The sequence below is a fragment of the Aliiroseovarius sp. D2-2 genome, assembly GCF_055809455.1.
Map to the genome: position 1 here is coordinate 1,709,070 of NZ_CM147913.1, position 23,993 is coordinate 1,733,062.

Here is a 23,993-nt window from a genome sequence, read left to right on the forward strand (position 1 = left end):
TCATGGGTGACCATACCGATGATGCCACGCTGGGCAAGCGTCCTGACGGGCTGTGCGTCTTTCTACACAACAAATAACAGGTCGTGATTGTCGCACACCGCCATCGCTGGTTGACGCTTTCGGCTGACAAGCGCAATTTGCAAGAATGAGCCAAACGACTTTTTCTGCCCGTATCACCAGAACTCCGATTGCATATGATGCAGACCCTGCACGCGATATTGCCGAAAGGTTTTCTGACCTCACCCCGGACCTGCGCGAGGTGCTGGCCGGGGCGGCGGGCTGTTCGCCCTATCTTAAGGGCTTGATGGAAATGCAATCTGACTGGTTGCGTGAGGCTTTGGGGAAACCTCCTGAAGACGCGATTTCTGATGCTATGTCAGGCATGGACCGCGACAGCGACAGCGCGCTTCGCAGGTCGCTGCGTATTGCCAAGCAACGCATCGCATTGCTGACGGGCTTGGCCGATTTAGCTGGTGTCTATGAATTGGAACAGGTGACAGGTGCGCTGACCGATCTTGCGGATTTTGCGACCCATCAGGCGATGACGTTCCAGGTTGGCAATGAAATCCGTCGCGGCAAGCTGCCGGGTATGGACGAAGACGACGTTGAAATCGCTGGCGGTATGGTTGCACTGGCCATGGGGAAAATGGGCGCGCATGAGCTGAACTATAGCTCGGATATCGATTTGATCATGCTGTTTGATGACAGCCGCTTTGAAGGCGCGGATTTCCACGAGGCGCGCGCCAGTCACATCCGCGCCACCCGTAAGATGAGCACGATGCTGTCTGAGCTGACCGAAGACGGCTATGTTTTCCGCACCGATCTGCGCCTGCGGCCTGATCCAGCTGTGACCCCGGTTTGCGTGTCGATGGAAGCGGCCGAGCGGTATTATGAAAGCCTGGGGCGCACATGGGAACGTGCCGCCCATATCAAAGCGCGACCCTGTGCAGGCGACATTGCAGCGGGTGAGGCCTATCTGACCCGCCTTCGTCCCTTCATCTGGCGCAAGCATTTGGATTTTGCCGCCATCCAAGACGCCCATGACATGCGCCTGCGTATTCGCGAACATAAAGGTCTGCACGGGGATATCACTCTGCCCGGTCACGACATGAAGTTGGGGCGTGGCGGCATTCGTGAGATCGAGTTTTTCACCCAGACACGGCAGATCATTGCAGGCGGACGGGACGAGGGGTTGCGCATGCGTGATACTGTTCCCGGTCTGTCGGCGTTGGCCTCGAAAGACTGGATACCCACAGATGTGGCGGAAATTCTAACCCGTCACTATCGGTTCCACCGCACGGTTGAACATCGGGTGCAAATGTTCCGCGATGCTCAAACCCATAACTTGCCCAAAACGGATGACGAATTTGACCGGCTGGCCCGGATGATGGGCGAGGGGAATACCGAAGTTCTGAAGGCCCGCATCCATGATGCTTTGGCCGAGGTACATGAAGTTACAGAAGGATTCTTTGCACCTGACGGCACCACTGCAGATACGCGTGAACTGACCGAAAGCGAAGCCGAGATCGTCAGCCGCTGGGAAACCTATCCCTGCCTGCGCTCGGCCCGTGCAGTCCAGATCTTCAATCGCCTGAAACCTGACCTTCTGGCCCGTCTTGCGGATGCGCCACGTCCGCATGATGCCTTGCTTCAATTCGATGGCTTCCTGAAAAGATTGCCAGCCGGCGTGCAGCTTTTCTCGCTTTTTGAAGCAAATCCAACATTGGTGGACTTGATCGTGGACATCGCGGCCACAGCGCCCGCGCTTGCCGCGTATCTGGGACATAACGCGCAGGTTTTGGACGCGGTGATCGGTGGCGGGTTCTTTGAAACATGGCCAGGCTTGCCTGCGCTTGAGGCCGAATTGTCAGGGCGATTGGATGCTGCACCGGATTACGAAGCCAAATTGGACACCACGCGGCGCTGGATGAAGGAGTGGCATTTCCGGATTGGGGTTCACTTCCTACGTGGACTGATTCAAGCGCGCGAAGCCGGGGCGCAATATACCGATTTGGCGGATGCGGTGATCCGAGTGCTCTGGCCCGAGGTTGTCGCGAACTTTTCCTTGAAACACGGAACGCCTCCGGGTGCGGGGGCCGTGATTGTCGGAATGGGTTCGCTGGGTGCGCGTTCGTTGACCGCCACGTCAGATCTGGATTTGATCGTGATCTACGATCCGAAAGACGAAGACATGTCCGATGGCCGCCGCCCATTGGCGACAAGGGCATACTATGCGCGTCTTACACAGGCATTCTTGACCGCGTTGTCGGCCCCAATGTCGGAAGGTCGGCTTTACGAAGTGGACATGCGGTTACGACCTTCGGGGCGGCAGGGGGCTGTCGCGACGTCGATTGAAAGCTTCCGGTCGTATCAACGCGAAGAAGCTTGGACATGGGAACATCTGGCGCTGACACGCGCTCGTGTGGTCGCCGGTCCAGATGGGTTGGCCAAAGACTATGAAGCCGCGCGCGCCGAAGTGCTGGCGTTTGATCGTGATCCGGCCGAGGTGGTCGCGGATGTGATTGAAATGCGAAACCGGATTGCGGACGCCAAGCATTCTGGCGGGGCATTGGATGCGAAATTGGGCGAAGGTCATTTGCAAGATGTCGAGCTGGTGGCCCAAGCCGCCGCGCTTTTGTCCGGTGATACGCCCCGCGAACCAGACCGTCAGATCGCCCAAGGTGTCGCCATTGGTTGGTTTTCTGACGGACAGGGACGATCTATGGCTCGTTCGCATGACTTAATGTGGCGATTGCAGGCTGCGTCTAAACTGTTGTCAGAGGGTCCATTGGATCTTGAAAATCTGGGGCAAGGTGGGCAAGAACTGCTTCTGCGCGAGACCGGGGCGAAAAGTGAGACTGCCCTGATCGAGGATCTGGAGGAAAAGGCAAAGGCTGCGGCCCAAGCCATCGAAAAGGTGCTGGCCAACCCACCAGGGTAGGCTTGTACTGGAGGAAGAAATGACTGACCTCATGACTGCTATCGACCCGCGGGGGCTGATCCGCGACAGCTATGTGATCGAAGGGATCAAGGCTGGTGAATGCCGTTCGATCTTTCTGGATTGGGCCTTGTTTGATGATCACGAGATGGCGCAAGAGGACCGGATCAAAGCGTTGCTTGATCACTATGGCGTAGCCGCGCCCGACCATCCAATGACCAGCGTTCTGCGTGCGGCCCTTGAAAAAAAGGCCGAACCCAAGCGACGCGGTGGAAGACGGGGCCGGGTGGGTTAATCGTTCTGACGGGTCAAGGTTTAGCGGTTTCGTAACAAAAACCTGCCAAGCTTTGTTCCGTAATGGTTATCCGGTTCAAACATCAAATCCGAATGCTCCTATTGGTAATGGCTTTTTTACCTTTTGGGACCTCTGTCATCGCGAATGATGCTGCAATCTGTACCTCGTTTGCAGAACTGAAACGCCAGCAGCAAGGGGCAGCAACTGCCTGGAACTCTGCGGACAGTGTGACAACAATCAATCAGCTAAGTAAGCTGTCGAGATTGTTAAAAAGGGTAAAGCTAAGGTACTATAGCAGTGCTGACAGCCGTTCGCTATCGGACATGTCATTCGCTATTTCTGCGCTGGACCGAATCCTTCTGAACCCGAATTCTGTCGGAGCTGATGTCAGCCAAAAGCTGCCCGATCTGATGCGTGTGTTGCAAAAGATCGAACTCATCTTTGGATGTTCTGACTTGCACCAAATTACGAAGCGTAATCAGTCGAAGCCGCTTGAATTGGTGGATCGTTCCAATGATGGGACATCATCGATGATTGCCGGGGGTAAGGCAATCACGCTGGGCGTTTCCGTATTGGCTTTGATCGCTCTTATCATTGTATCTGTAGTTGTTTTTCGCCGTGGTTTTACGGATCGTGCTGTCCGTCTTGTGTGCCGAACACCTCTGCTGCTTGTTCATGGTGACAACTGTTCGGTTACCAACATTCTGGACATCAACCGATCCGGTATGAAGGTAGAGGTCGCACCGGAACATGCCGAAAAGATTTGGGTGGATTTGTTTTTCTGTGGCCATAAAGCCCGCGGACAAATTGTGTGGAAAAACAGCTATTTTGCGGGGATCCAATTTAAGCCGAAAATCAGCCCACAAATGTTGAAAGATGTGATTGAGAAAAGCAGACTATCATTGGCCGATAGTGGCATTCAATCGAATGCTGCACCGTGCTTTTCTTTGGGCTGCCACGCAACCTGTTCGCGTCATCAGTCGACGGCAATATCAAGGTCTAAAGAGGATAATTGACTGTTGAAGCGGATTGGTACGTTATGCCTCAGTAGGCCGCATCATCAGCCAAATCAGCGATCCACCCGCCAGCACTAGGAAGGGGATCATTGCGATGTTGACGGCGCTCCACCCTTCCACGGCAGTACCGCCAGAGCAATTCATCAAGCCACCCGACGCCAGCGACGCCACGGTCACGCAGCCAAAGACGATCATGTCGTTCATCCCTTGGACACGACCGCGTTCCTCGGGCGCATGAGCCCCCGCCAGCATCGACGTCGCGCCAATAAAGCCAAAGTTCCAGCCAATACCCAGCAGGATCAAAGCAATAAAGAAGTTCTCAAGCTCGACCCCTTGAAGGGCAACCACTCCGGCGAACCCCAGAATGGCCAATCCGGTCGCGATCACCAAGCGCGTTCCAAACCGTGCAATCAGATGGCCGGTGAAAAAGCTGGGGACAAACATCGCCAACACATGTGCCGTCACGATGTTGCCGGCCATATCCGTTTCGAACCCACAGCCGACAACCGCAAGCGGGGTTGACGTCATGACAAGGTTCATAAGCGCGTACGAGACCATGCCACAGATGATTGCCACGGCAATCACCGGATCGCGCAGCAGCTCCATACGTGTGCGACCCTTAGGGGCATCTTCATGCGGTTTCTCGGGTTTGGGTATGTCCAAACCCAGAAATAGAAATGATCCCAGAATGTTGATGACGATGATGGTCAGGTAAGCGCCCAGAAAGGGTACAACCATGGCGTCATTTGTAAGGTTAAACAGCTGCGGGCCAATGATGGCCGACGCCAATCCACCTGCCATAACATATGAAATCGCCTTGGGACGGAAAGCATCAGATGCCGTGTCCGCTGCAGCAAAGCGATAGAACCCTTGTGCGGATTGGTACAATCCCATGAAAAAGGACCCGATCAGGAAAATCGTAAAGTCCGCCTGCATCAATCCATAGGCACTGATTGCTGCCCCGGTTGAGCCGCCAAGCGTGCCAAGCCAGAACCCAACGCGGCGGCCAAAGGTTTGCATCACCCAGCTGACGGGGTTGGCAAAGATCATCGATCCCCCCACCATCAGCGAGATTGGAAGCGTCGCCCAGCAAAGGTTCGTCGCCAATGACTGCCCCGCCAGACCAGCCATCGTGAAAATCATGGGCATCTGTGCACCCAAGATGGCCTGCGCAAGCACAAGAATGGTTACATTACGCTTGGCGCGTGCATCATCGGCGGGTGAGAGGGTCGCATCGGTCATGCGGATATGCGTATCCATGCATATAGGGTTTGGCCAGTGCGAAATTGTACCCATTGCTGAGGGGTGATGTCGCAGTCAGGCCCGGTCGATCAAATGGGCGAAACTTCCCGAAACGTTGCCGTTGATCAGCCCCATCGGGGCAAGGGCGCGCCCTTCGGCATCGGTGGCCTCGAATAGCGGTGTGCCCTCAGCCAGAAGTGTTGTGGCATAATGGAACTCATGTGCGTTCCATTGGCCGGAGAATGGGCCGTCACACGCGGTAAGCGATCGGTATCCCAGATGGAGTTTGCGTTTGGCAAAGCTTGTCTCTAGCCCCAAAAGGCCCAACATTTCATGGCGCACACCGTCTTTGTCTGTGAGCGCGCGCCCCAATGTCATGTAACCACCACATTCGCCATAGATCTGGCAGGTGGCGTTATGCATCCCGCGTTTGAAGCTTTGCGCGGCGGCAAGTGTTTCAGTGTGAAGCTCCGGATATCCGCCGGGCAGAAAGATGAAATCAGCATTCGGGGCAGGGGCTTCGTCTGCCAGAGGCGAGAATGGGATGACCTCGGCGCCAGAGTTTCGCCAGTCGTTCATGATGTGCGGATAGGCAAAGGCAAAGGCTTTGTCGGAAGCCACCGCAATCCGCTGACCGGGGGGGATCAGCCGCTGCGAACTTCCCGGTGAAGGCGTTAGATGACCTGCCAAAGCGACCAGCGCATCAAGATCGATCGCCGCTTCGACCACATCGGCGACACGATCCAAGTACGCCTGCAAATCTGGATGCTCTTCGGCCTGAACCAGACCCAAATGTCGCGACGGGTGCTCTAGCCCAGCTTGTCGATAAACTGCTCCAAGAACCGGGATCAGACTGTCTTGCAGGCTTGCACGCAACATTGCCTCGTGGCGGGGACTTCCCACGTGGTTCAGGATCACACCTGCAACCCGTGTTCCGGGATCATGATGGGCAAACCCGTTGACCAATGGCGCGACCGAGTGTGCCAATCGGGCACAATCTACCACCAAAATTACTGGCAGTCCAAACTGACGCGCCAAATCGGCGGTTGCACCACGCCCCTCGGGTGGGGCCCCGTCAAACAATCCCATCGCCCCTTCAATCAGCAAAAGCTCTGCGCCGGATCGGGCAAGGTCGTGCAACCGTGCCGGTCCCATCGCCCAAGCATCCAAATTGGGACAATCCCGACCGCAAGCAGCCGCATGAAAGCGCGGATCGATGTAGTCCGGGCCGGATTTTGCGCCGCTGACTTGGGCGCCACGTCGCGACAAGGCGCGCAGCAATCCAAGGGTCAACGTAGTCTTTCCGCTGCCAGAAGACGGTGCAGACAGGACCAAACCCGTGGGGGCGTTCGCGGGGCGGTCCTGCGGCATCAGCGATCCTCGGCGGGGCGACCCCGTCCCAAGGGGTCCGTGTCGCGCGGCGCCAATCCAGCGGCCATGGCTTGCCAATCCAGCGCCTGACGCATCAAAACGGCGCGGCCCACGCAAATAATCGCGGGCGCGCCAATGCCGTCGCGTTCTGCATCTTCGACGCAACGGGCCAAGGATGTTTCAAGCACCCGTTGATCTTTTGTGGTGGCGTTCGTGGTGATGGCAACCGGTTCATCCCCCGGTCGACCTGCATCAATCAGTGCATTTCGAATGCGGTCCAGATGCTTCATGCCCATGTAGATCACAATCACTTGCGATCCGCGCGCAATGGCTTTCCAGTCCAGCGATCCAGTGGCATTGCCCGATTGGTCATGTCCGGTGACAAAGGTCACAGATTGGTTGACGTCGCGATGGGTAACGGGAATCCCGGCATAGGCCAAACCGCCGATCCCGGCCGAGATGCCCGGAATGATACGGATCGGAACGCCATGTTGAACAAGCGTTTGGCCTTCTTCGCCGCCACGTCCGAAAACAAAGGGGTCGCCGCCTTTCAGGCGCAGCACCCGTTTGCCATCTTTCGCCAAATCCACCAGTCGCAGCGAGATATCACGCTGTTTTGCCGATGGTTTGCCACCACGCTTGCCGGCATAGATCACCTCGGTCTCGGGGCGGGCCCAATCAAGGATTTCTGGGGCAACCAGCGCGTCATGGACAATCACATCCGCCTGCATCAACGCATTCACCGCGTGAATGGTCAAAAGGCCCGGATCACCGGGGCCAGCGCCACACAGCCAGACCCAGCCGGGTTCCAGCTTTGGCCAATCATGACCGGGTAGGACGGGGGTGGTATAGTTACGCGAGTCGCTCATGCGCCCCTTATGCACCTGTTGAGCGCTGGCGAAAAGCGCAACTGCGACCTCACAGAACGGATTGGCGGCGCGGGTTTGCCAGCCTATAGTCCACAGGATGGAACAGGAATCTCCCCCAGAATTACGCCGTGGCTGGACCACGGGTGCCTGCGCGACCGCAGCGGTCAAAGCAGCCCTTGATGCGCTTTGGGGGCAGGGGACGCCGTCGCGTGTCTCGATCACCTTACCACGCGGAGAAACGCCGGATTTTCTGATTTATGATCAGGCGTCAGGGGACAGCTGGGCCGAGGCCGCAATCGTCAAAGATGCAGGGGATGATCCTGATGTCACTCATGGTGCCATCATCCGCGCCCGTGTGGCGCCTGCCAAGCCGGGACAGGGTGTTTACTTTGTTGCGGGTGATGGTGTCGGAACGGTCACGAAACCGGGGCTGCCCATTCCCGTAGGGCAACCTGCCATCAACCCCGTCCCGCGCCAGATGATCAAAGGCGTGGTGCATGAAGCTGCCGCCACCTATGGGCAGGGGGCGGATGTAACTGTCACGATCTCGGTCGATGATGGTGCGGCCTTGGCCGAAAAAACCTGGAATCCGCGATTGGGGATCAAGGGTGGCTTGTCCATTCTGGGAACGACGGGCATTGTGCGGCCGTTTTCCTGTTCTGCCTGGATTGCATCTATTCATCGCGGGATCGATGTGGCGCGGGCCGAGGGGCTGACGCATGTCGCCGGATGTACCGGGGCAACGTCTGAGAAGGTTGTGCAGGATTTGCTTGGTCTGTCTGACGGCGCGATGATCGACATGGGTGATTTTGCAGGGGGAATGCTGAAATATCTGGCGCGCAACCCGGTTGGACATGTGACGATTGGCGGCGGGATTGGTAAGCTGACCAAGCTGGCGCAAGGCGCGCGGGATCTGCATTCAGGGCGCAGTCAGGTCAATTTCAAACAATTGGCTGAATGGTTGGAAGATGATCAGATTTCCGACATGAATACCGCGCTGCAAGCCTATGAAAAACATGGTGAAAGAATGTCTCATCTGGTTGCGAAGAAAGCGCGAGAAACGGCTTATCAGATTTTGCGGGGCGCCGCGGTTGAGGTGGATATCGTCGTGATTGATAGGCAGGGCGCGATCATCGCGCGAACCGATTGAAGGTTCTCTTGCTGGCGGGCACGGCCGAGGCACGACAATTGGCAGCTGTGCTGTCTGATCTGGGACATGATGTCTTGGCGTCCTTGTCTGGGGCGACGCGTTCTCCGAAATCCTATCCTGTGGCGACCAGAACCGGCGGGTTTGGGGGCGAAGAGAAACAGGAAGAATTCATGCAACAGGCGGCTTTTGATGCCGTGATTGATGTAACCCATCCATTTGCGACACAGATTTCCAGCCGAAGCTTCCACATTTCATCTCGTTTGGGAGTGCCATATCTGCGACTTCTGCGGCCTGAATGGAAAGCTGAACAAGGCGATGTTTGGCACATGATTTCGATCCCTGAAGGGGCGACACAACATATCCCTTCTGGCGCGCGGGTGCTTCTGGCGACGGGTGCGCAGTCATTGGAGGAATGGGCGGGATTGGCCAAGGACCGCACGCTTTTTTGCCGCCGTGTTGATCCGTCTGATGCGCCTTTTCCCTTTGAAGGTGCTTGGATCATCGGCAGGCCGCCATTTTCCGTTGAAGATGAAGTGGCAACACTGCGGGAGCATCGTATCACGCATGTCATCAGCAAAAATGCGGGTGGCGCTGCGCAATCAAAGCTGATCGCAGCCCGGCAACTTGACCTTCCCGTTGTGATGCTGTCGCGTCCACCCGCGCCAGGCAGCCAGTTCTCTGAGACTGTCGAGGGGGCCGTTGCGTGGCTGAACACACAGAAATCCTGATCAAAGGGCAGGCGTGCTTGCAAAGTGGTGCACGCGCGCTGTGTGCGAAGGAGCCAAGGTTCCAGCCAATCCTTGATCAATTGGATGAGGTCCCGCTTCGGCTTCGCCCTGACGGGTTTTCCGCCCTCATGTTTGCCATTGTTGGCCAGCAAGTCTCGACCGCGTCTGCTGCGGCGATTTGGGCGCGGGTTCAAGCCGCTGGGTTGGATCAGGAAGGCAATGTGGCAAAGGCCAGCGACGCGGATCTGGCGGATGCCGGGCTGTCGCGCCCCAAGATTCGCTATGCCCATGCGCTGGCCGCGGAGCAGATTGATTATGCTGCGTTGCGGGATTTGTCATCCGCAGATGTGCTTCAGAAATTGACCGCTGTGCCCGGGATTGGATTGTGGACGGCTGAAATATATGCGCTTTTCGCTTTGGCGCGTGCAGATGTGTTCCCTGCTGGGGATTTGGCGCTGCAAGAAGCTGCAAAACGCCTGTTTGATTTGCCGGACCGCCCCAAGGAAAAGCCGTTGCGAGAGCTGGCATTGGACTGGGCACCACACAGGGGCGTTGCGGCCCGGTTGCTCTGGGCCTATTACCGCATGGAAACGAAACGGGAAGGGATTGGCAAATGACCCGCATCTTGGAAAGCAAACGGCGCGAAGCGGCCTCGGGTACCACAAAATCTGTGGTGGTGTTCTTGCATGGCTACGGCGCGGATGGCGCGGATTTGCTGGGATTGTCTGACCCATTGTCAGAGCACATGCCAGACACAACCTTTATCGCACCGGACGCACCCGAGAAATGCTTGGGCAACCCGATGGGATATCAGTGGTTCCCCATCCCGTGGCTGGACGGATCGTCAGAAGAAGACAGCATGCGCGGCGTGGAAACGGCCAGCGCAGATATCAATGCCTTCCTTGATCAAGTGCTTGAGGATGAAGGGATAAGCCCTTCAGAACTCATTGTTTTCGGGTTCTCGCAAGGGACGATGATGTCGTTGCGTGTATTGCCTCGTCGGGACGAGCCCATCGCGGGGTTGGTTGCATTCTCGGGTCGGATGTTGGAGCCGGATAACTTTGCTGAAAACGTGGTGTCCAAGCTGCCAATCTTGCTGGTTCACGGCGATCAGGACGACATGGTGCCCCCCGGTCATTTCTCGGAAAGCGGAGAGATTTTGCAGGCTGCTGGCTTTGAAACCTATGGCTTCATCATGAAGGGCACGGGCCACGGGATCGCGATGGACGGTCTGTCGGTAGCGATGAGCTTCATGCTCGACAAGCTTGGGTTGGCGCAACCTGAAGACGACAAGTAATCCTGTCACATCTCTGAGATACTCCCATGCTAACCAATTGATGACCCCAGATGTTGGGGTTGTCAGGTTGTTCTATCTATATATAGTCAACCCATAAGCATGGGGCGCGGGTGTCCCCGCCCTGTCGATCGGCCCTTAAGGGCTGGCTTGGCGATCGGGCGAGGATGAGTGCACTATGGATGGAGATTTCAGGACAGAGTTTGTACGCGAAGGCGGCGGGGTGAAAAACCACTCGGCGCTGGTGCTAAATGCGGATTTCAGACCCTTGTCCTATTATCCGCTTTCGCTTTGGCCTTGGCAGGATGCCATCAAGGCGGCGGTGCTGGATCGGGTCAACATACTGGCCGAGTATGACGAGGTGGTCAGAAGCCCGTCGCTTGAAATCAGGATTCCGTCGGTCGTCGTCTTGAAAGACTATGTGAAACCTCAAAAGCGCGTGGCCTTCACACGCTTTAATTTATTTCTGAGGGACGAGTTTTGCTGCCAATATTGTGGCGCGCGTGGTGATCTGACATTCGACCATGTGGTGCCACGCGCAGCGGGGGGCGTCACCAGTTGGGAAAACGTGGTGGCGGCTTGTCAGCATTGCAATCTGAAGAAAGGGTCAAAGCCCTTGCGACGCTCTGGGTTGGCGCTGCGAAAGCCAGCGCGCCAACCTACGGCAGAAGAACTGCGCAACGTGGGCCGCAAGTTTCCACCCGGCCATTTGCACGCTAGCTGGATGGATTTCCTGTATTGGGACACCGAACTGGATGCGTGAGCCGTCAGTTTTGGCATGACGCGGAAGGGCTTTGCCGCTAGCGTCATCCGAAAAAGGAAGGTCCCATGTCAGATCCGTTTTTCACCCCCGTTTCCGGGTTCGACCTGCCGCGTTTCGCGGGTGTGCCCACTTTCATGCGGCTACCGCATGTGGATTTCGATCATCCTCGCCTTCAAGACGTTGATGTTGGATTGATTGGTGCGCCGTGGGACGGGGGCACCACCAACCGACCCGGTCCACGCCATGGCCCGCGACAGTTGCGCGATATGTCCACGATGATCCGTGCACAGAACGGCGCGACGGGTGTGCGGCCGTTTGAGGCGCTGAACTGTGCCGACCTGGGGGACGTTGCGCCGAACCCTGCGGATGTCATCGACAGCCTGAAACGGATGGAGGCGTTCTATACTCGTGTGCGCGACGCTGGCATTCGGCCACTGACCGGCGGGGGCGATCACCTTTGTACGCTTCCGATCCTGCGGGCTCTTGCCAAGGACGCGCCTGTTGGCATGGTGCATTTCGACAGCCACACAGACCTGTTTCATTCATATTTTGACGGCACTATGTACACCCACGGCACCCCGTTCCGGCGTGCGGTCGAGGAAGGATTGCTTGATCCCAATCGTGTGGTGATGATCGGCATTCGCGGCACGGCCTATGACAATGAAGACCGGGATTTTGCCGAAAGCGTCGGCATACGCGTGATACCGATTGAGGAATTCCACGCACGCGGCGTCGAGGATGTGATGGTTGAGGCGCGCAAGATCGCTGGGCAGGGCGCAACTTATGTCAGCTATGATATCGATTTTGTGGATCCTGCTTTCGCGCCGGGCACAGGTACGCCGGAAATTGGCGGCCCGAATTCGTTCCAAGCATTAGAAGTGGTGCGTGCGCTGAAAGGGTTGAACATAATTGGGGCGGACCTTGTCGAAGTCTCGCCGCCATTTGATGCATCTGGTGCGACAGCTTATCTTGGCGCGTCGATCATGTTTGAACTGCTTTGCGTTATGACAAAATCTGAATGATCAGGATGTCATGCCCTTGTGACCTCCGGTATCAATGCTAGACTTGGCGATGAAGAGCGGGTAGAAGCCAATCAATAAGCCCGTTAGCGCTAACAAATACCGGAGAATTTTATGGTTTCGCGCGTCATTCCTGTCGATCCTTTTGACCTTGTGATTTTTGGTGGTACGGGCGATCTGGCCCGTCGCAAAATCTTACCGGGGCTGTACCGTCGTTTCCTTGATGGGCAGATGCCGGAAGGTGCACGTATCATCGGGGCTGCCCGATCCGAGATGGACAGCGAAGGCTATCGGGATTTCGTCGAAAAGGCTGTGCGTGAGTTTGTTTCTAAGGGCAAATGTGATCCTGAAACGCTAAAGGCGTTCCGCGCGACATTGGAATTCGTGACGGTCGATGCGCTTGGGGATGGCGGTTGGGGTGACCTTAAGAAGCTGGTGAAACAGGATCGTGTTCAGGCGTTCTATTTCTCGGTCGGACCACGTTTGTTTGGCCCAATTGCTGAACGGCTTCACACAAAAGGCATTGCGGGACCAGACGCACGGATCGTTGTCGAAAAGCCGTTTGGCCACGACCTTGAAACTGCGAAAGCTTTGAACGCCACGCTGGCTGCGCATTTCGACGAAAGCCAGATTTACCGGATTGATCACTATCTGGGCAAAGAAACCGTTCAGAACCTGATGGCCGTGCGGTTTGGCAATATGCTTTTCGAGCCTCTTTGGAATGCCCAGTACGTAGATCACATTCAGATCACTGTGGCCGAGACGGTTGGCGTCGAGGGGCGTGGAGGCTACTACGACAAATCCGGCGCGATGCGGGACATGGTGCAAAACCACCTGATGCAACTTCTGTGTCTGACTGCGATGGAGCCTCCGTCCAAATTCGATTCCGATGCGGTGCGCGATGAAAAGCTGAAGATCATCCGCGCGCTGGATCCGGTGTCACATGAAGATATCGTCCGTGGGCAATATGCCGGCGAAGACGAAACGGCCTCGTATCTGCAGGACGCCGAGACCGAGGCAAGCGACACGGAAAGCTTCGTAGCGATGAAGTTGCACATCGCAAACTGGCGTTGGAATGGCACGCCTTTCTATCTGCGCACTGGCAAACGTTTAAAGGCGCGCATGTCCGAGATTGTTGTTAGGTTCAAAGAACCACCGCATTCAATCTTTGAAGAGGACACCGGGCAATCCGCGAATGAGCTGTCGATCCGCCTGCAGCCGAACGAAGGCATGGATCTGAAAGTAACCATCAAAGAGCCGGGGCCGGGCGGGATGCGCTTGATCGATGTGCCCCTTGATATGACCTTTGCCGAAGCTTTGGGCGAGGAACTGGCCGACGCACCTGATGCTTATGAACGTCTGATCATGGATGTGATCCGTGGGAACCAGACTTTGTTCATGCGCGGGGACGAGGTTGAAGCCGCCTGGGCATGGACCGATCCGATCATCGAAGGCTGGAAAGACCGCAGGGATGCCCCTACGTTATACGAACCTTTCTCGACGGGACCGGAAGAGGCGCTTATGCTGCTTCACAAAGACGGTCGCCGCTGGAGGGAGATCCGCGAATGAACCTAATCGAATATGCAGATCGCGACATGATGATGTTGGATTTGGCAGACAAGCTGGCCTCAGAGCTCAGCTCGATGCTGGATCACGAGGAACGTGCGTCACTGGCTGTGCCGGGCGGAACCACGCCCGGGCCGGTATTTGATGCGCTTTCGGCGGTGGATCTGGATTGGGCGCGCGTGGACGTGTTGCTGACCGACGAACGTTGGGTGCCGGAAAGCAGCCCGCGATCGAATACCGCGCTTTTAAAATCGCGCTTGCTGGTGGGTCATGCAGCGAAAGCCAATCTGGTGCCGCTCTATGGCCCGACTGAACGCCCGGAAGAAGCGCTGCCTGAACTGTCGCGCGCGATTGATGCGATCGCTCCCATTTCAGTGTTGCTGCTTGGTATGGGGGAAGACATGCACACGGCCAGTCTGTTCCCAGGGGCTGATCATTTGGATGAAGCTTTGTCGCGTCATGCACCTGCGCTTTTGCCGATGCGTGCACCGGGCGCGGATGAACCACGGGTTACGCTGACCGCACCGATTTTAAACGGCGCCATGTCGAAACATTTGTTGATTATGGGAGACGCCAAACGGGCTGCTTTAAAGCAAGCTGTTGGCGCGAAACATGCCCGTCTTGCCCCGGTTAAGGCGGTTTTGGCGGACATGACTGTACACTGGGCTGAATAGTATATTTGAGTACTGCCCTTGGGGGGGAAATGGGAATTGAGAAGCTGATCGCACATCGCGATGAACTGGCAGACACGCGTATTCAGGACTTGTTTGATACCGACCCAGATCGGGCAAGCCGCTTCGCGTCACGCGCTGCGGGTCTGTATTTTGACTGGTCGAAAACGGGTTTGGATGATGCTGGTGTAGACTTGCTTCTGGCCGCTGCGGAAGACGCAGGAGTGTCCATCCGACGCGAACAAATGTTTCGTGGTGACAAAATCAACCTGACAGAAGATCGCGCAGTTCTTCACACAGCATTGCGCGCGGATTCTGATACCGAGGTGCTCGTTGACGGTGAGAATGTAGTTCCCGGTGTTCACGAAACTCTGGCCCGGATGCGCGATTTTGCCACCAGACTAAGATCGGGCCAGGATCCGCGCCCCAGGGGGTGGCCGATTTCGGGATGTGGTGAACATTGGCATCGGCGGTTCCGATCTGGGCCCAGCGATGGCCGTAAAATCCTTGTCACCTTACCATGATGGACCACGGGTGCATTTTGTGTCGAACGTGGATGGTGCGCAGATTACGGATGTATTGAAGGGTCTGAACCCGACTGAAACGCTGATCATGGTGGCGTCGAAGACTTTCACAACGATTGAAACCATGACCAATGCCGCCACGGCACGTGATTGGTTGTTGCGGGATGTGCCGGCTGAGGCCGTTGGACTGCATTTCGCAGCATTGTCCTCAAACGAAGATAAAACCACTGAATGGGGCATTGCTGCCGAGCGGGTTTTTGGCTTCGAGGATTGGGTTGGTGGCCGCTATTCCATGTGGGGGCCAATTGGACTGTCCTTGATGGTTGCCATCGGTCCCAATCGTTTCGACCAAATGCTGGACGGTGCGCGGGTGATGGACGCTCATTTCCAATCAGCACAAGGCCGTGAGAATTTGCCCCTGATGCTGGCATTGGTCGGGTATTGGCATCGGCAGGTCTGCGGCTATGCAACCCGCGCTGTGCTGCCCTATGAACAAAGGCTGGCGCGCCTGCCTGCGTATCTTCAGCAGCTCGAGATGGAGAGCAATGGCAAGCGGGTGGCATTGGATGGTCAAGCGTTGGATATGCCCTCAGGTCCGGTCGTGTGGGGCGAGCCCGGCACCAACGGGCAGCACGCGTTTTACCAGCTGATACACCAGGGAACGGACATCATCCCATGTGAGTTTATGCTGGGGGCAGAGGGGCACGAACCCGACCTCTCGCATCAACATCAGCTTCTTATCGCCAACTGTCTGGCCCAGTCTCAGGCTTTGATGACGGGCCGCAGCCTGTCCGAAGCGCGCGCGTTGATGCAAGACAAGGGATTTGAAGGGGATGAGTTGGAGCGACAAGCCGCTCATCGTGTTTTCCCGGGCAACCGTCCCTCTACAACGTTGCTCTACTCAAAACTAACGCCGGAAGTGCTGGGGGCCATCATCGCGCTCTATGAACACCGCGTTTTCGTGGAAGGCGTTCTGCTGGGCATCAATTCATTCGATCAATGGGGGGTCGAGCTGGGCAAGGAACTGGCTGTTGCTTTGACGCCGGTGCTTAGTGGGGATGCCACAACACAAGATCTTGATGGATCAACCCGATCAATGATTGAAGTTTTGAGTGAAATGAGCGACCTAGAGGCTTGATATTATTGCAATATCAAGCTGCTCCCAACATCCCTTTGGCGTTGGCGAGCGAGTGGATAGCGTCATAAACTTGTGCGCGCAAAGGCCCAGCTTCCATCAGCACTTCATGCTCGCAACCTGGCATGATCTGAAGTTGACCCTCTTTCCAGCGCCCCATCAATTCGTGAATCGGATCGGATTCGACAATGCGTTCTTGGGTGCCCAAGAACGTGACACAAGGAACACTCGGCGCGCGCATTTTCATAAGGTCAGTCGTTTCACGCAGGGCGGCGTATAGCCAGCCAGCTGTGGGGCCACCAAGGGTGAGTTCGGGATGTGCGCGTGCCTGAAGTTGCATTAGGGCATACATCTCGGGATCAGTGGTCAGCATGTTGTCATCAAACGGTTGGATATCAACATAAGTTTTGCGGGCCGTGCCCGGCGTCAACATCAGCTTCCAAGGGGTGTGATGGAGCGCCCACGTAAGGCTCCAAGCGATCGGGCGCAAAGCTGACGCGATGGTGATGCCCCACATCGGCGCGGTGAAACACGCGCCCTTTACGTCCAGTCCTTCATGCAACGAACGCAGGCCGATGCATCCGCCCATCGAATGCCCCAGAAGGATAAACGGCTTGGGCAGTTCCAACTCATGTGCAAGCTCCAGCATGGTGGCAACGTCCAGCTGGTATTCCGAAAACCGACTGACATGCCCCAAAAGGCGGTCCTGATCCGCGCGATCAGACAATCCTTGCCCGCGCCAATCAATACAAAGCGTGGTAAAGCCACGTTCCGCCAGTTCTGCGGCGATTACGCCATATTTCTCGATATACTCGGTGCGGCCGGGAAAAAGTAGAATAGTCCCCGCAGCATCCACATTTTCCGAGGCAGGCCAATGCCCTAGCCGCAGACGGACCCCATCCTTGGTCTCACGCCAAAAGGCCCGCCCTCCTGCGGGTCCTTGTGCAATTTCATCGAACATAGGTGCGTTGGATTGGTCCATACCGCTTGTCCTAGTAGAAAATGGGTCGAAGCTAAGGTGTTGGTCAGGCCAGAACGGCGCCCAGCTGCATAGCAAGCCCCATGTTGCCATCCACAGCCAGTTTACCGGTCATGAAGGCCGTCGTTGGGTTCAATTCGCCTGACAGCATTTCCTGAAACACGTCGGGGTCAGCGGTAAGTGTAACGTCCGCCTCGTCATCGCCCGCCCGCACACCGTCGGCGTCAATGATGATAGCACCTTCGCCGTTGATGACAAACTTTGCAGTACCGCCGTCAAATCCGTCGGTGACTTTTTCGCTCAGGGCGGTCACTGCCGCGTTGATCACGTCGCTCACGTGCAATCCTCCGATATAGCCCATTAGGGCGTGAATGTTCTTCTAATGCTAGATCAAAGCTTCCGTAGGCGTAAACCAGATTTTCAAAGAGTGGACGCGAGGGAACCTTGCTATTTGGTGGTATCTGAACAAGCCATACACACGAATGTCACTATTCCCGAGCGTTTTTGCGCGTTACCATTCGGTATGCGCATTCTTTCGCTGATCTTTGTCTGTCTTCTGGTGGTTGGGCTGGCCCGCCCATCTATGGCGGATACCCACGATCGTCATGGGCAGCTTGATGCGCTGTTCGAACAACTTCTGAGCGCCGATGACAGCAACTGGCAAGCGCTTGAGGACGAGATCTGGGCCCTTTGGGCGCGGTCCGGGTCCGCATCGATGGATCTGTTGTTGAAGCGCGGACAAAATGCAATCGAAGCAGGGGATCTGAAGCGCGCGATCGAACATCTCAGCGCGTTAACAGATCATGCGCCGGAGTTTGCGGAAGGTTGGAATGCGCGTGCAACTGCTTTCTTTCTGACAGGAGAGCTGGGATTGTCGCTGAACGACATCGCGCACACCTTGGTGTTAGAGCCGCGCCATTTCGGGGCTTTGACCGGATTGGGTTTGATCCTCGAAGAGCTTGGGAATGAGGCGCGCGCACTTGAAGCTTATCGACAGGCCCTTGCTATACATCCCCACAGTGACGACATAAAAGGCGCCGTGGCCCGTTTGGAACAGAAACGGGTGAAGGATATTTAACGCCTGATATTGGGCGGGCTTTGAGAGGGCAGAAAATGGTTTCCGACAGCGCGCGCGGTGGCCCACGTATCACAGCCGTTCTTGGCCCGACGAACACAGGCAAAACCCACTATGCCTTGGAACGGATGCTTGCGTATCGGACCGGTGTTATCGGTCTGCCGCTGCGTCTGTTGGCCCGCGAAGTCTATGACAAACTGGTGGGTTTGCGTGGCCCGAACGCGGTGGCGCTTGTCACCGGGGAAGAACGCATTGTCCCGGATCGTGCCCAGTATTGGGTGGCAACGGTTGAAGCTATGCCCTTGGGACTTGGGGCGGAATTTGTTGCCATCGACGAAATTCAGCTTTGTGCGGATGCCGAACGCGGCCATGTTTTCACCGACCGTTTGCTGAACATGCGCGGAACTCAGGAAACCTTGTTTCTAGGGGCCGATACTATGCGGCCGGCCATCGCGGGTTTGGTGCCGGATGTACAGTTCCTGCACAGAGAGCGGTTTTCCGAGCTGATCCATTCTGGGTCCAAAAAGCTTAGCCGCATGCCGGGGCGCTCCGCCATCGTTGGGTTCTCGGTCGACAATCTCTATGCGATTGCCGAGTTGATGCGCCGCCAGAAGGGCGGGGTCGCCGTGGTGATGGGCGCGCTGTCGCCGCGCACGCGCAATGCGCAGGTCGAGATGTACCAGAACGGAGACGTGGACTATCTGGTCGCCACAGATGCCATCGGTATGGGGTTGAACCTTGATATCGACCATGTGGCGTTTTCTGCTCTGACCAAATTTGATGGACATCGCATGCGGCCATTGTTGCCCGCCGAACTTGCGCAGATCGCGGGGCGGGCAGGGCGGCATATGAACCACGGCTCGTTCGGGGTGACGGGTGAAGCGCCGCTTATGCATGATGACGTGGCCGACGCGATCTGTTCGCACCAGTTTGCACCTGACAAGAAGCTTTCTTGGCGTAATCGCGATCTGGTCTTTGGTTCGATCTCGGCCCTGATCCGATCGCTTGAGGCGCCGACAAACAATGATTGGCTGACGCGTGGCCGGGATGCCGATGACCTTGGTGCGCTGAAGCTTCTGTCAAAGGATGCCGAGGTCGCCGCGCGCGCCAGTGACGGGCGGTCGGTGTCGCTTCTGTGGGAGCTGTGCCAGCTGCCGGATTTCCGCGGCATCAGTCATGGGGAACATGCGGGCCTGATCACGCAGCTCTTTAACGACATTCACCAGTCTGGCCGGGTCAAACGGGACTGGTTTGCACGGCAGGTCAAACGTATCGACCGCACCGACGGAGACATCGACGCGTTGTCCAAGCGATTGGCGTATATCCGCACATGGACCTATGTGGCGCAACGCCGCGACTGGCTGGACGATGTTAGCCATTGGCGCGGCGAGACTCGTGCTGTAGAAGATCGCCTGTCGGATGCTTTACACGAGCGCCTGACCCAAAGATTTGTTGATCGGCGCACAAGCGTTTTGTTGCGCCGGTTGAAGCAGAAGGAGAGCCTTGTGGCTGACGTGAACGAAAACGGTGAAGTGACGGTAGAGGACCAGTTTGTTGGTCGTCTGGAAGGGTTCCGGTTTAGCCAGGATGCTTCGCAGACTCCCGAGGAAGCCAAAACACTGCGTACGGCCAGCCTGAAGGCTTTGGCACCGGAGTTTCACCTGCGGGCGGATCGATTCTACAATGCGCCGGACACGGAAATGGATTTCACCGAACAAGGTGGCCTGATGTGGGGCGAGCATGCTGTCGGCAAGCTTGTCAAAGGCGACGACGTGGCGAAACCGCGCGTGCAGGCTTTCGTTGACGACGAAGCTGGAACTGACGTGGCTGAAAAAGTCACGCGCCGTCTGCAGCATTTCATTGACCGTAAAGTGCAGGCTCTTTTCGAACCGCTTACCACGATCGAAAAAGACGAGACACTTACCGGTCTGGCCCGTGGTTTTGGTTACCGCATGATCGAAAATCTGGGCATCATCCCGCGCGATCAAGTCGCGGGAGAGGTGAAGGAACTGGATCAGGACGCCCGTGGCGCATTGCGCAAGCACGGTGTGCGGTTTGGTCAGTTCACGATCTTCATGCCTTTGCTTTTGAAACCAGCACCAACCCGTCTGCGTTTGGTATTGGACAGCCTCTGGAAAGACCTGTCTGAGTTCCCGGAAAGCCCACCCCCCGGTCTGGTGACCATCCCGGTGATCGAGGGCGTGGATCACACAGCCTATATGCTGTCGGGATATCGCCCAGCTGGCACACGTGCGATTCGGATCGACATGCTGGAACGTCTGGCCGATCAACTGCGTGCCGAAGACAGCCGTGGCGGGTTTGAGGCCAAGGCCGACATGTTGTCGATCACGGGTATGACCCTAGAGCAGTTTGCCGATCTTATGCAGGGTCTGGGCTATAAGGCCGAGAAGGCAGAGCGCGAGAAAGTCAAAGCCGTGGCTGTCGCTGAAGCTTCTGCTGAAACGCCTGCTGAAGAAGCTCCTGCTGCCGAGGCGCCCGCTGAAGAGGCGCCTGCCGAAGCCGCCACCGAGGTCACCGCAGCCCCCGAGGCCACTGAGGCACCTGCTGAAGACACCGGTCCCGAGTTGGAAACCTTCTTCACCTTCACTTGGGGCGGTTTTGGCCGCGCACGCACAGGTGGTGGAAAACCACGTGGTGAAGGTGCGCAAGGCAAGCCGGGAGGCAAACCTCGCAGGGATCGTTCTGGCGGCAAACCCAGACGTGGCAAAGGCCCCAACAAAGGCCCCAATAAAGGTCCACGTGACATGAAGCCCAAAAGCTATCAGTCAGGCCCGAAGAAAGAAAAGGCCATTGACCCGGATAACCCGTTTGCAGCGGCCCTAATGGGTCTGAAAGACAAGGGTTAACCCGCGATGGCGGATACACTGGGGCAGGGCGGCCAACCGCCCACCCCAACAGGACCAAAGATGCGCGTGGACAAATGGTTGTGGCACGCGCGTTTTTTTAAGACCCGAAGCTTGGCGACCAAAATTGTTGGTGCAGGGCACCTGCGGGTCAATGGCGACAAAATCAGCAAATCATCACATGGAATTGGCGAAGGCGATGTTTTGACATTTGCGCAGGCCAAGCAGGTCCGTGTAATCAAGATTGCTGCCCTTTCGACGCGTCGCGGGCCTGCCGTTGAAGCGCAGTCGCTCTATGAAGATCTAGATCCGCCACAAGCGGCCGCGGACAATATTCCACAAACCCCGACGGCTGCGCCAAAATTCGACGGGAAGGGGCGTCCCAGCAAGAAAGATCGTCGCATCTTGGATCAAACCCGCAGGTCCATGCTTGATTGATCCCGCGTGCTGGCCTAAGTGAGGCGCAAGACCAACTAAAGGTGCCACAATGACCTATGTCGTCCAAGACAACTGCATCGCCTGCAAATACACCGATTGTGTAGAAGTTTGCCCCGTGGATTGTTTCTACGAAGGCGAGAACATGCTGGTCATCCATCCGGATGAATGCATCGATTGCGGCGTTTGTGAACCGGAATGCCCGGCAGATGCCATCCGTGCTGATACCGAGCCGGGAACCGAGACATGGGTTGAGTTTAACCGCAAGTACTCGGAACTGTGGCCGGTTATCATCGAACGCAAAGAGCCTTTGCCAGATGCGGAAGAGCGTGATGGCGAAGAAGGTAAGCTTGAAAAGCTGTTCTCGGAAGCTCCGGCAGAGCAGTAAATACCGCACCCGACAGGGTAATCTGGCGAATAAGGTGTGCCACAGCGCCTGACCGACTGGTCAAACTTCTGCATTGCAGCGCTTTTCCATGCCCTGTTTTTGTGGTATACTTATTTCAAAGCTTGGGTCGAATGTGACGCCCTGTTCCTGAGACAGGGCGTTTTATATCGGAAAATCGCGACGACTTGTGCGCTTCTTTGGCGCCGCAATAAAATATTGTCTGATTTGTCTGAAACCATAATGCCCATATGTAACAATGACGCGAAGGATTGCCATTATGAGCAAGAAAAAGCTGGATTTCCGTCCGAACGAATATGTTGTCTATCCTGCCCACGGTGTTGGTCAGATCGTTTCTGTTGAAGAACAGGAAGTCGCCGGGATCGAGCTTGAGCTCTTTGTGATCTCGTTTGAAAAAGACAAGATGACTTTGCGTGTGCCGACCAATAAGGCCACCGAAGTTGGCATGCGTGGCTTGTCCAGCCCGGATGAAATCGCACATGCGATGACGACGCTTAAGGGCAAAGCCCGTGTGAAGCGCGCCATGTGGTCGCGTCGTGCGCAGGAATACGAACAGAAGATTAACTCGGGCGATCTGATTGCCATTGCCGAGGTCGTGCGTGACCTGCATCGCACCGATGACCAACGCGAGCAGAGCTATTCCGAGCGTCAGCTTTATGAAGCCGCGTTGGAGCGTTTGACCCGTGAAGTGGCTGCTGTTGGTGGCGGGGATGAGCTTGCTGCTCAGAAAAAGGTCTCGGACGTTCTTCTGACACGCGCGCCTGCCGCTGCTGCCTGATTGGCGGAACTCACAATTTCAAAGCCGTCCGCAATCAATTGCGGGCGGCTTTTTTTATTTTCCAAGCAGCACTGCCAAAACGGACAGCGCAATGATTTCCGAGATTTGTTGCGATGCCCCAAGCACATCGCCGGTCTGACCGCCGATCTTGACCTTTGCCAACGCGGCCAGTGCGATTGCTCCTATCCCCAGGAAAAAGATCAATGGGGGCAGGGCAGCTGGCAGCAACACCAAAACCACCCCTGCGGCAAGGGCGGTCGATATCCAAGCTGTCATGCGGGAGGGGCGCCCGACCTGATTTGCCAAGCCGCTGCCGCGTGCATTGGGCAACGCGGCCATCAAAAGCACCATTGGCAACCGGCTGCTGACTGACACAACGATCAACGCTTGAACGATGTATGTCCCCTCAAGAATGGCTGCCAGCGCCGAGATACGCAGCCCAAGTGACAGGATCAGCGCAATGACCCCATAGGCTCCGATCCGGCTGTCTTTCATAATCTCCAATCGGCGAGCGCGATCAAAACCGCCCCAGAAACCGTCTGCGACGTCAGCAAGCCCGTCTTCATGCAGCGCGCCGGTCACCATGATTTGCCCCAAAACTGCAAGGCTTGCCGCAAAGAATAAGGGCAGTCCTAAGCCTGTTGCACCTAGCGCCAGAACCCAAGCAATGACCGCTGGGATCACCCCCGCCAACGGCCAAGCCCAAGCTGACAAAGCCGCGCGCCGCGTTGCTTGCTGTGTATCCACGCGTATGGGTAGACGCGTTAGAAGCCCGATCGCCGATAGAATATCTGCAAATTGCATGATTGGCCCGGTGTTCTGCGCGGAACTGTCGTGTTTGGTCATATTTGGTCTTTTGCGGTCTGGTTGCAGGT

22 protein-coding genes and 1 pseudogene are annotated in these 23,993 nt (G+C 56.5%); 17 read left to right on the top strand and 6 right to left on the bottom strand.

All coding sequences use genetic code 11. The features are described from left to right. Window positions 1-145: 145 nt before the first annotated feature. The 3 genes from AC0L6A_RS08405 to AC0L6A_RS08415 all read left to right on the top strand — a co-directional run bounded on the left by AC0L6A_RS08405 (window position 146) and on the right by AC0L6A_RS08415 (window position 4,249). Window positions 146-2,941 (top strand): [protein-PII] uridylyltransferase family protein, encoded by a 2,796-nt coding sequence (locus AC0L6A_RS08405; RefSeq protein WP_473289217.1) that lies wholly within the window; start codon window positions 146-148, stop codon window positions 2,939-2,941. Between the two features lie 19 nt (window positions 2,942-2,960). Then, window positions 2,961-3,233 carry a hypothetical protein gene (locus AC0L6A_RS08410; protein ID WP_473289219.1) on the top strand — a complete coding sequence of 91 codons (273 nt, stop codon included), beginning with the start codon at window positions 2,961-2,963 and terminating at the stop codon, window positions 3,231-3,233. A gap of 62 nt (window positions 3,234-3,295) precedes the next feature. Next, entirely contained in the window at window positions 3,296-4,249 is a 954-nt protein-coding gene (locus tag AC0L6A_RS08415) for a hypothetical protein (protein ID WP_473289221.1), read from the top strand. A 21-nt stretch (window positions 4,250-4,270) separates the two neighbouring features. Here AC0L6A_RS08415 and AC0L6A_RS08420 read toward each other — a convergent pair whose 3' ends face one another. The 3 genes from AC0L6A_RS08420 to cobA all read right to left on the bottom strand — a co-directional run bounded on the left by AC0L6A_RS08420 (window position 4,271) and on the right by cobA (window position 7,731). Then, window positions 4,271-5,491 (bottom strand): MFS transporter, encoded by a 1,221-nt coding sequence (locus AC0L6A_RS08420; protein WP_473293430.1) that lies wholly within the window; start codon window positions 5,489-5,491, stop codon window positions 4,271-4,273. A 75-nt stretch (window positions 5,492-5,566) separates the two neighbouring features. After that, window positions 5,567-6,862 carry a cobyrinate a,c-diamide synthase gene (locus tag AC0L6A_RS08425; RefSeq protein WP_473289223.1) on the bottom strand — a complete coding sequence of 432 codons (1,296 nt, stop codon included), beginning with the start codon at window positions 6,860-6,862 and terminating at the stop codon, window positions 5,567-5,569. After that, entirely contained in the window at window positions 6,862-7,731 is an 870-nt protein-coding gene (gene cobA, locus AC0L6A_RS08430; RefSeq protein WP_473289224.1) for a uroporphyrinogen-III C-methyltransferase, read from the bottom strand. The genes AC0L6A_RS08425 and cobA overlap by 1 nt, the downstream gene beginning before the upstream one ends. 97 nt (window positions 7,732-7,828) lie before the next feature. Here cobA and AC0L6A_RS08435 point away from each other — a divergent pair, with 97 nt between their 5' ends. The 9 genes and pseudogenes from AC0L6A_RS08435 (at window position 7,829) to pgi (ending at window position 16,584) form a co-directional block, all read left to right on the top strand. Then, window positions 7,829-8,881, top strand: coding sequence for a cobalt-precorrin-5B (C(1))-methyltransferase (locus tag AC0L6A_RS08435; RefSeq protein ID WP_473289226.1), 1,053 nt, complete (start codon window positions 7,829-7,831; stop codon window positions 8,879-8,881). After that, window positions 8,878-9,609: a precorrin-6A reductase gene (cobK, locus tag AC0L6A_RS08440; RefSeq protein WP_473289227.1), complete on the top strand. Its 732-nt coding sequence runs from the start codon at window positions 8,878-8,880 to the stop codon at window positions 9,607-9,609. The genes AC0L6A_RS08435 and cobK overlap by 4 nt, the downstream gene beginning before the upstream one ends. Continuing rightward, the gene (locus tag AC0L6A_RS08445; RefSeq protein ID WP_473289228.1) at window positions 9,585-10,226 is read left to right on the top strand and encodes a DNA-3-methyladenine glycosylase family protein; all 642 of its coding nucleotides are present in this window, start codon (window positions 9,585-9,587) and stop codon (window positions 10,224-10,226) included. The genes cobK and AC0L6A_RS08445 overlap by 25 nt, the downstream gene beginning before the upstream one ends. After that, a complete protein-coding gene (locus tag AC0L6A_RS08450) occupies window positions 10,223-10,906 on the top strand; it encodes an alpha/beta hydrolase (protein WP_473289230.1) in 684 nt (227 codons plus the stop codon). The genes AC0L6A_RS08445 and AC0L6A_RS08450 overlap by 4 nt, the downstream gene beginning before the upstream one ends. A 175-nt stretch (window positions 10,907-11,081) precedes the next feature. Beyond that, on the top strand, window positions 11,082-11,666 hold the full coding sequence (locus AC0L6A_RS08455) for an HNH endonuclease (protein WP_473289231.1): 585 nt from the start codon (window positions 11,082-11,084) through the stop codon (window positions 11,664-11,666). A gap of 65 nt (window positions 11,667-11,731) precedes the next feature. After that, the gene (speB, locus tag AC0L6A_RS08460) at window positions 11,732-12,688 is read left to right on the top strand and encodes an agmatinase (RefSeq protein ID WP_473289233.1); all 957 of its coding nucleotides are present in this window, start codon (window positions 11,732-11,734) and stop codon (window positions 12,686-12,688) included. 111 nt (window positions 12,689-12,799) lie between these two features. Next, window positions 12,800-14,254: a glucose-6-phosphate dehydrogenase gene (zwf, locus tag AC0L6A_RS08465; RefSeq protein ID WP_473289235.1), complete on the top strand. Its 1,455-nt coding sequence runs from the start codon at window positions 12,800-12,802 to the stop codon at window positions 14,252-14,254. Further along, on the top strand, window positions 14,251-14,925 hold the full coding sequence (gene pgl / locus AC0L6A_RS08470) for a 6-phosphogluconolactonase (protein ID WP_473289237.1): 675 nt from the start codon (window positions 14,251-14,253) through the stop codon (window positions 14,923-14,925). The genes zwf and pgl overlap by 4 nt, the downstream gene beginning before the upstream one ends. A gap of 29 nt (window positions 14,926-14,954) precedes the next feature. Next, a pseudogene (pgi, locus tag AC0L6A_RS08475) lies at window positions 14,955-16,584 on the top strand (glucose-6-phosphate isomerase). Window positions 16,585-16,597: 13 nt separating this feature from the next. On the opposite strand, the gene AC0L6A_RS08480 reads toward pgi, so the two are convergent. Further along, window positions 16,598-17,563, bottom strand: a complete 966-nt coding sequence (locus tag AC0L6A_RS08480; RefSeq protein WP_473289239.1) for an alpha/beta fold hydrolase — start codon at window positions 17,561-17,563, stop codon at window positions 16,598-16,600. Between the two features lie 43 nt (window positions 17,564-17,606). Then, window positions 17,607-17,897 carry an SCP2 sterol-binding domain-containing protein gene (locus AC0L6A_RS08485; RefSeq protein WP_473289240.1) on the bottom strand — a complete coding sequence of 97 codons (291 nt, stop codon included), beginning with the start codon at window positions 17,895-17,897 and terminating at the stop codon, window positions 17,607-17,609. A 186-nt stretch (window positions 17,898-18,083) separates the two neighbouring features. On the opposite strand from AC0L6A_RS08485, the gene AC0L6A_RS08490 reads away from it, so the two are divergent. The 5 genes from AC0L6A_RS08490 (at window position 18,084) to AC0L6A_RS08510 (ending at window position 23,118) form a co-directional block, all read left to right on the top strand. After that, window positions 18,084-18,638 (top strand): tetratricopeptide repeat protein, encoded by a 555-nt coding sequence (locus tag AC0L6A_RS08490; RefSeq protein WP_473289242.1) that lies wholly within the window; start codon window positions 18,084-18,086, stop codon window positions 18,636-18,638. Between the two features lie 35 nt (window positions 18,639-18,673). Then, window positions 18,674-21,502 carry a helicase-related protein gene (locus AC0L6A_RS08495; RefSeq protein WP_473289243.1) on the top strand — a complete coding sequence of 943 codons (2,829 nt, stop codon included), beginning with the start codon at window positions 18,674-18,676 and terminating at the stop codon, window positions 21,500-21,502. 6 nt (window positions 21,503-21,508) lie between these two features. Continuing rightward, the gene (locus tag AC0L6A_RS08500; RefSeq protein ID WP_473289245.1) at window positions 21,509-21,937 is read left to right on the top strand and encodes an RNA-binding S4 domain-containing protein; all 429 of its coding nucleotides are present in this window, start codon (window positions 21,509-21,511) and stop codon (window positions 21,935-21,937) included. A gap of 49 nt (window positions 21,938-21,986) precedes the next feature. Then, window positions 21,987-22,322: a ferredoxin FdxA gene (gene fdxA / locus AC0L6A_RS08505; RefSeq protein ID WP_473289246.1), complete on the top strand. Its 336-nt coding sequence runs from the start codon at window positions 21,987-21,989 to the stop codon at window positions 22,320-22,322. Window positions 22,323-22,599: 277 nt separating this feature from the next. Further along, the gene (locus tag AC0L6A_RS08510) at window positions 22,600-23,118 is read left to right on the top strand and encodes a CarD family transcriptional regulator (protein ID WP_473289248.1); all 519 of its coding nucleotides are present in this window, start codon (window positions 22,600-22,602) and stop codon (window positions 23,116-23,118) included. A 54-nt stretch (window positions 23,119-23,172) separates the two neighbouring features. On the opposite strand, the gene cobS is transcribed toward AC0L6A_RS08510, so the two are convergent. Then, window positions 23,173-23,964, bottom strand: coding sequence for an adenosylcobinamide-GDP ribazoletransferase (gene cobS, locus AC0L6A_RS08515; RefSeq protein WP_473289249.1), 792 nt, complete (start codon window positions 23,962-23,964; stop codon window positions 23,173-23,175). Window positions 23,965-23,993 lie beyond the last annotated feature (29 nt).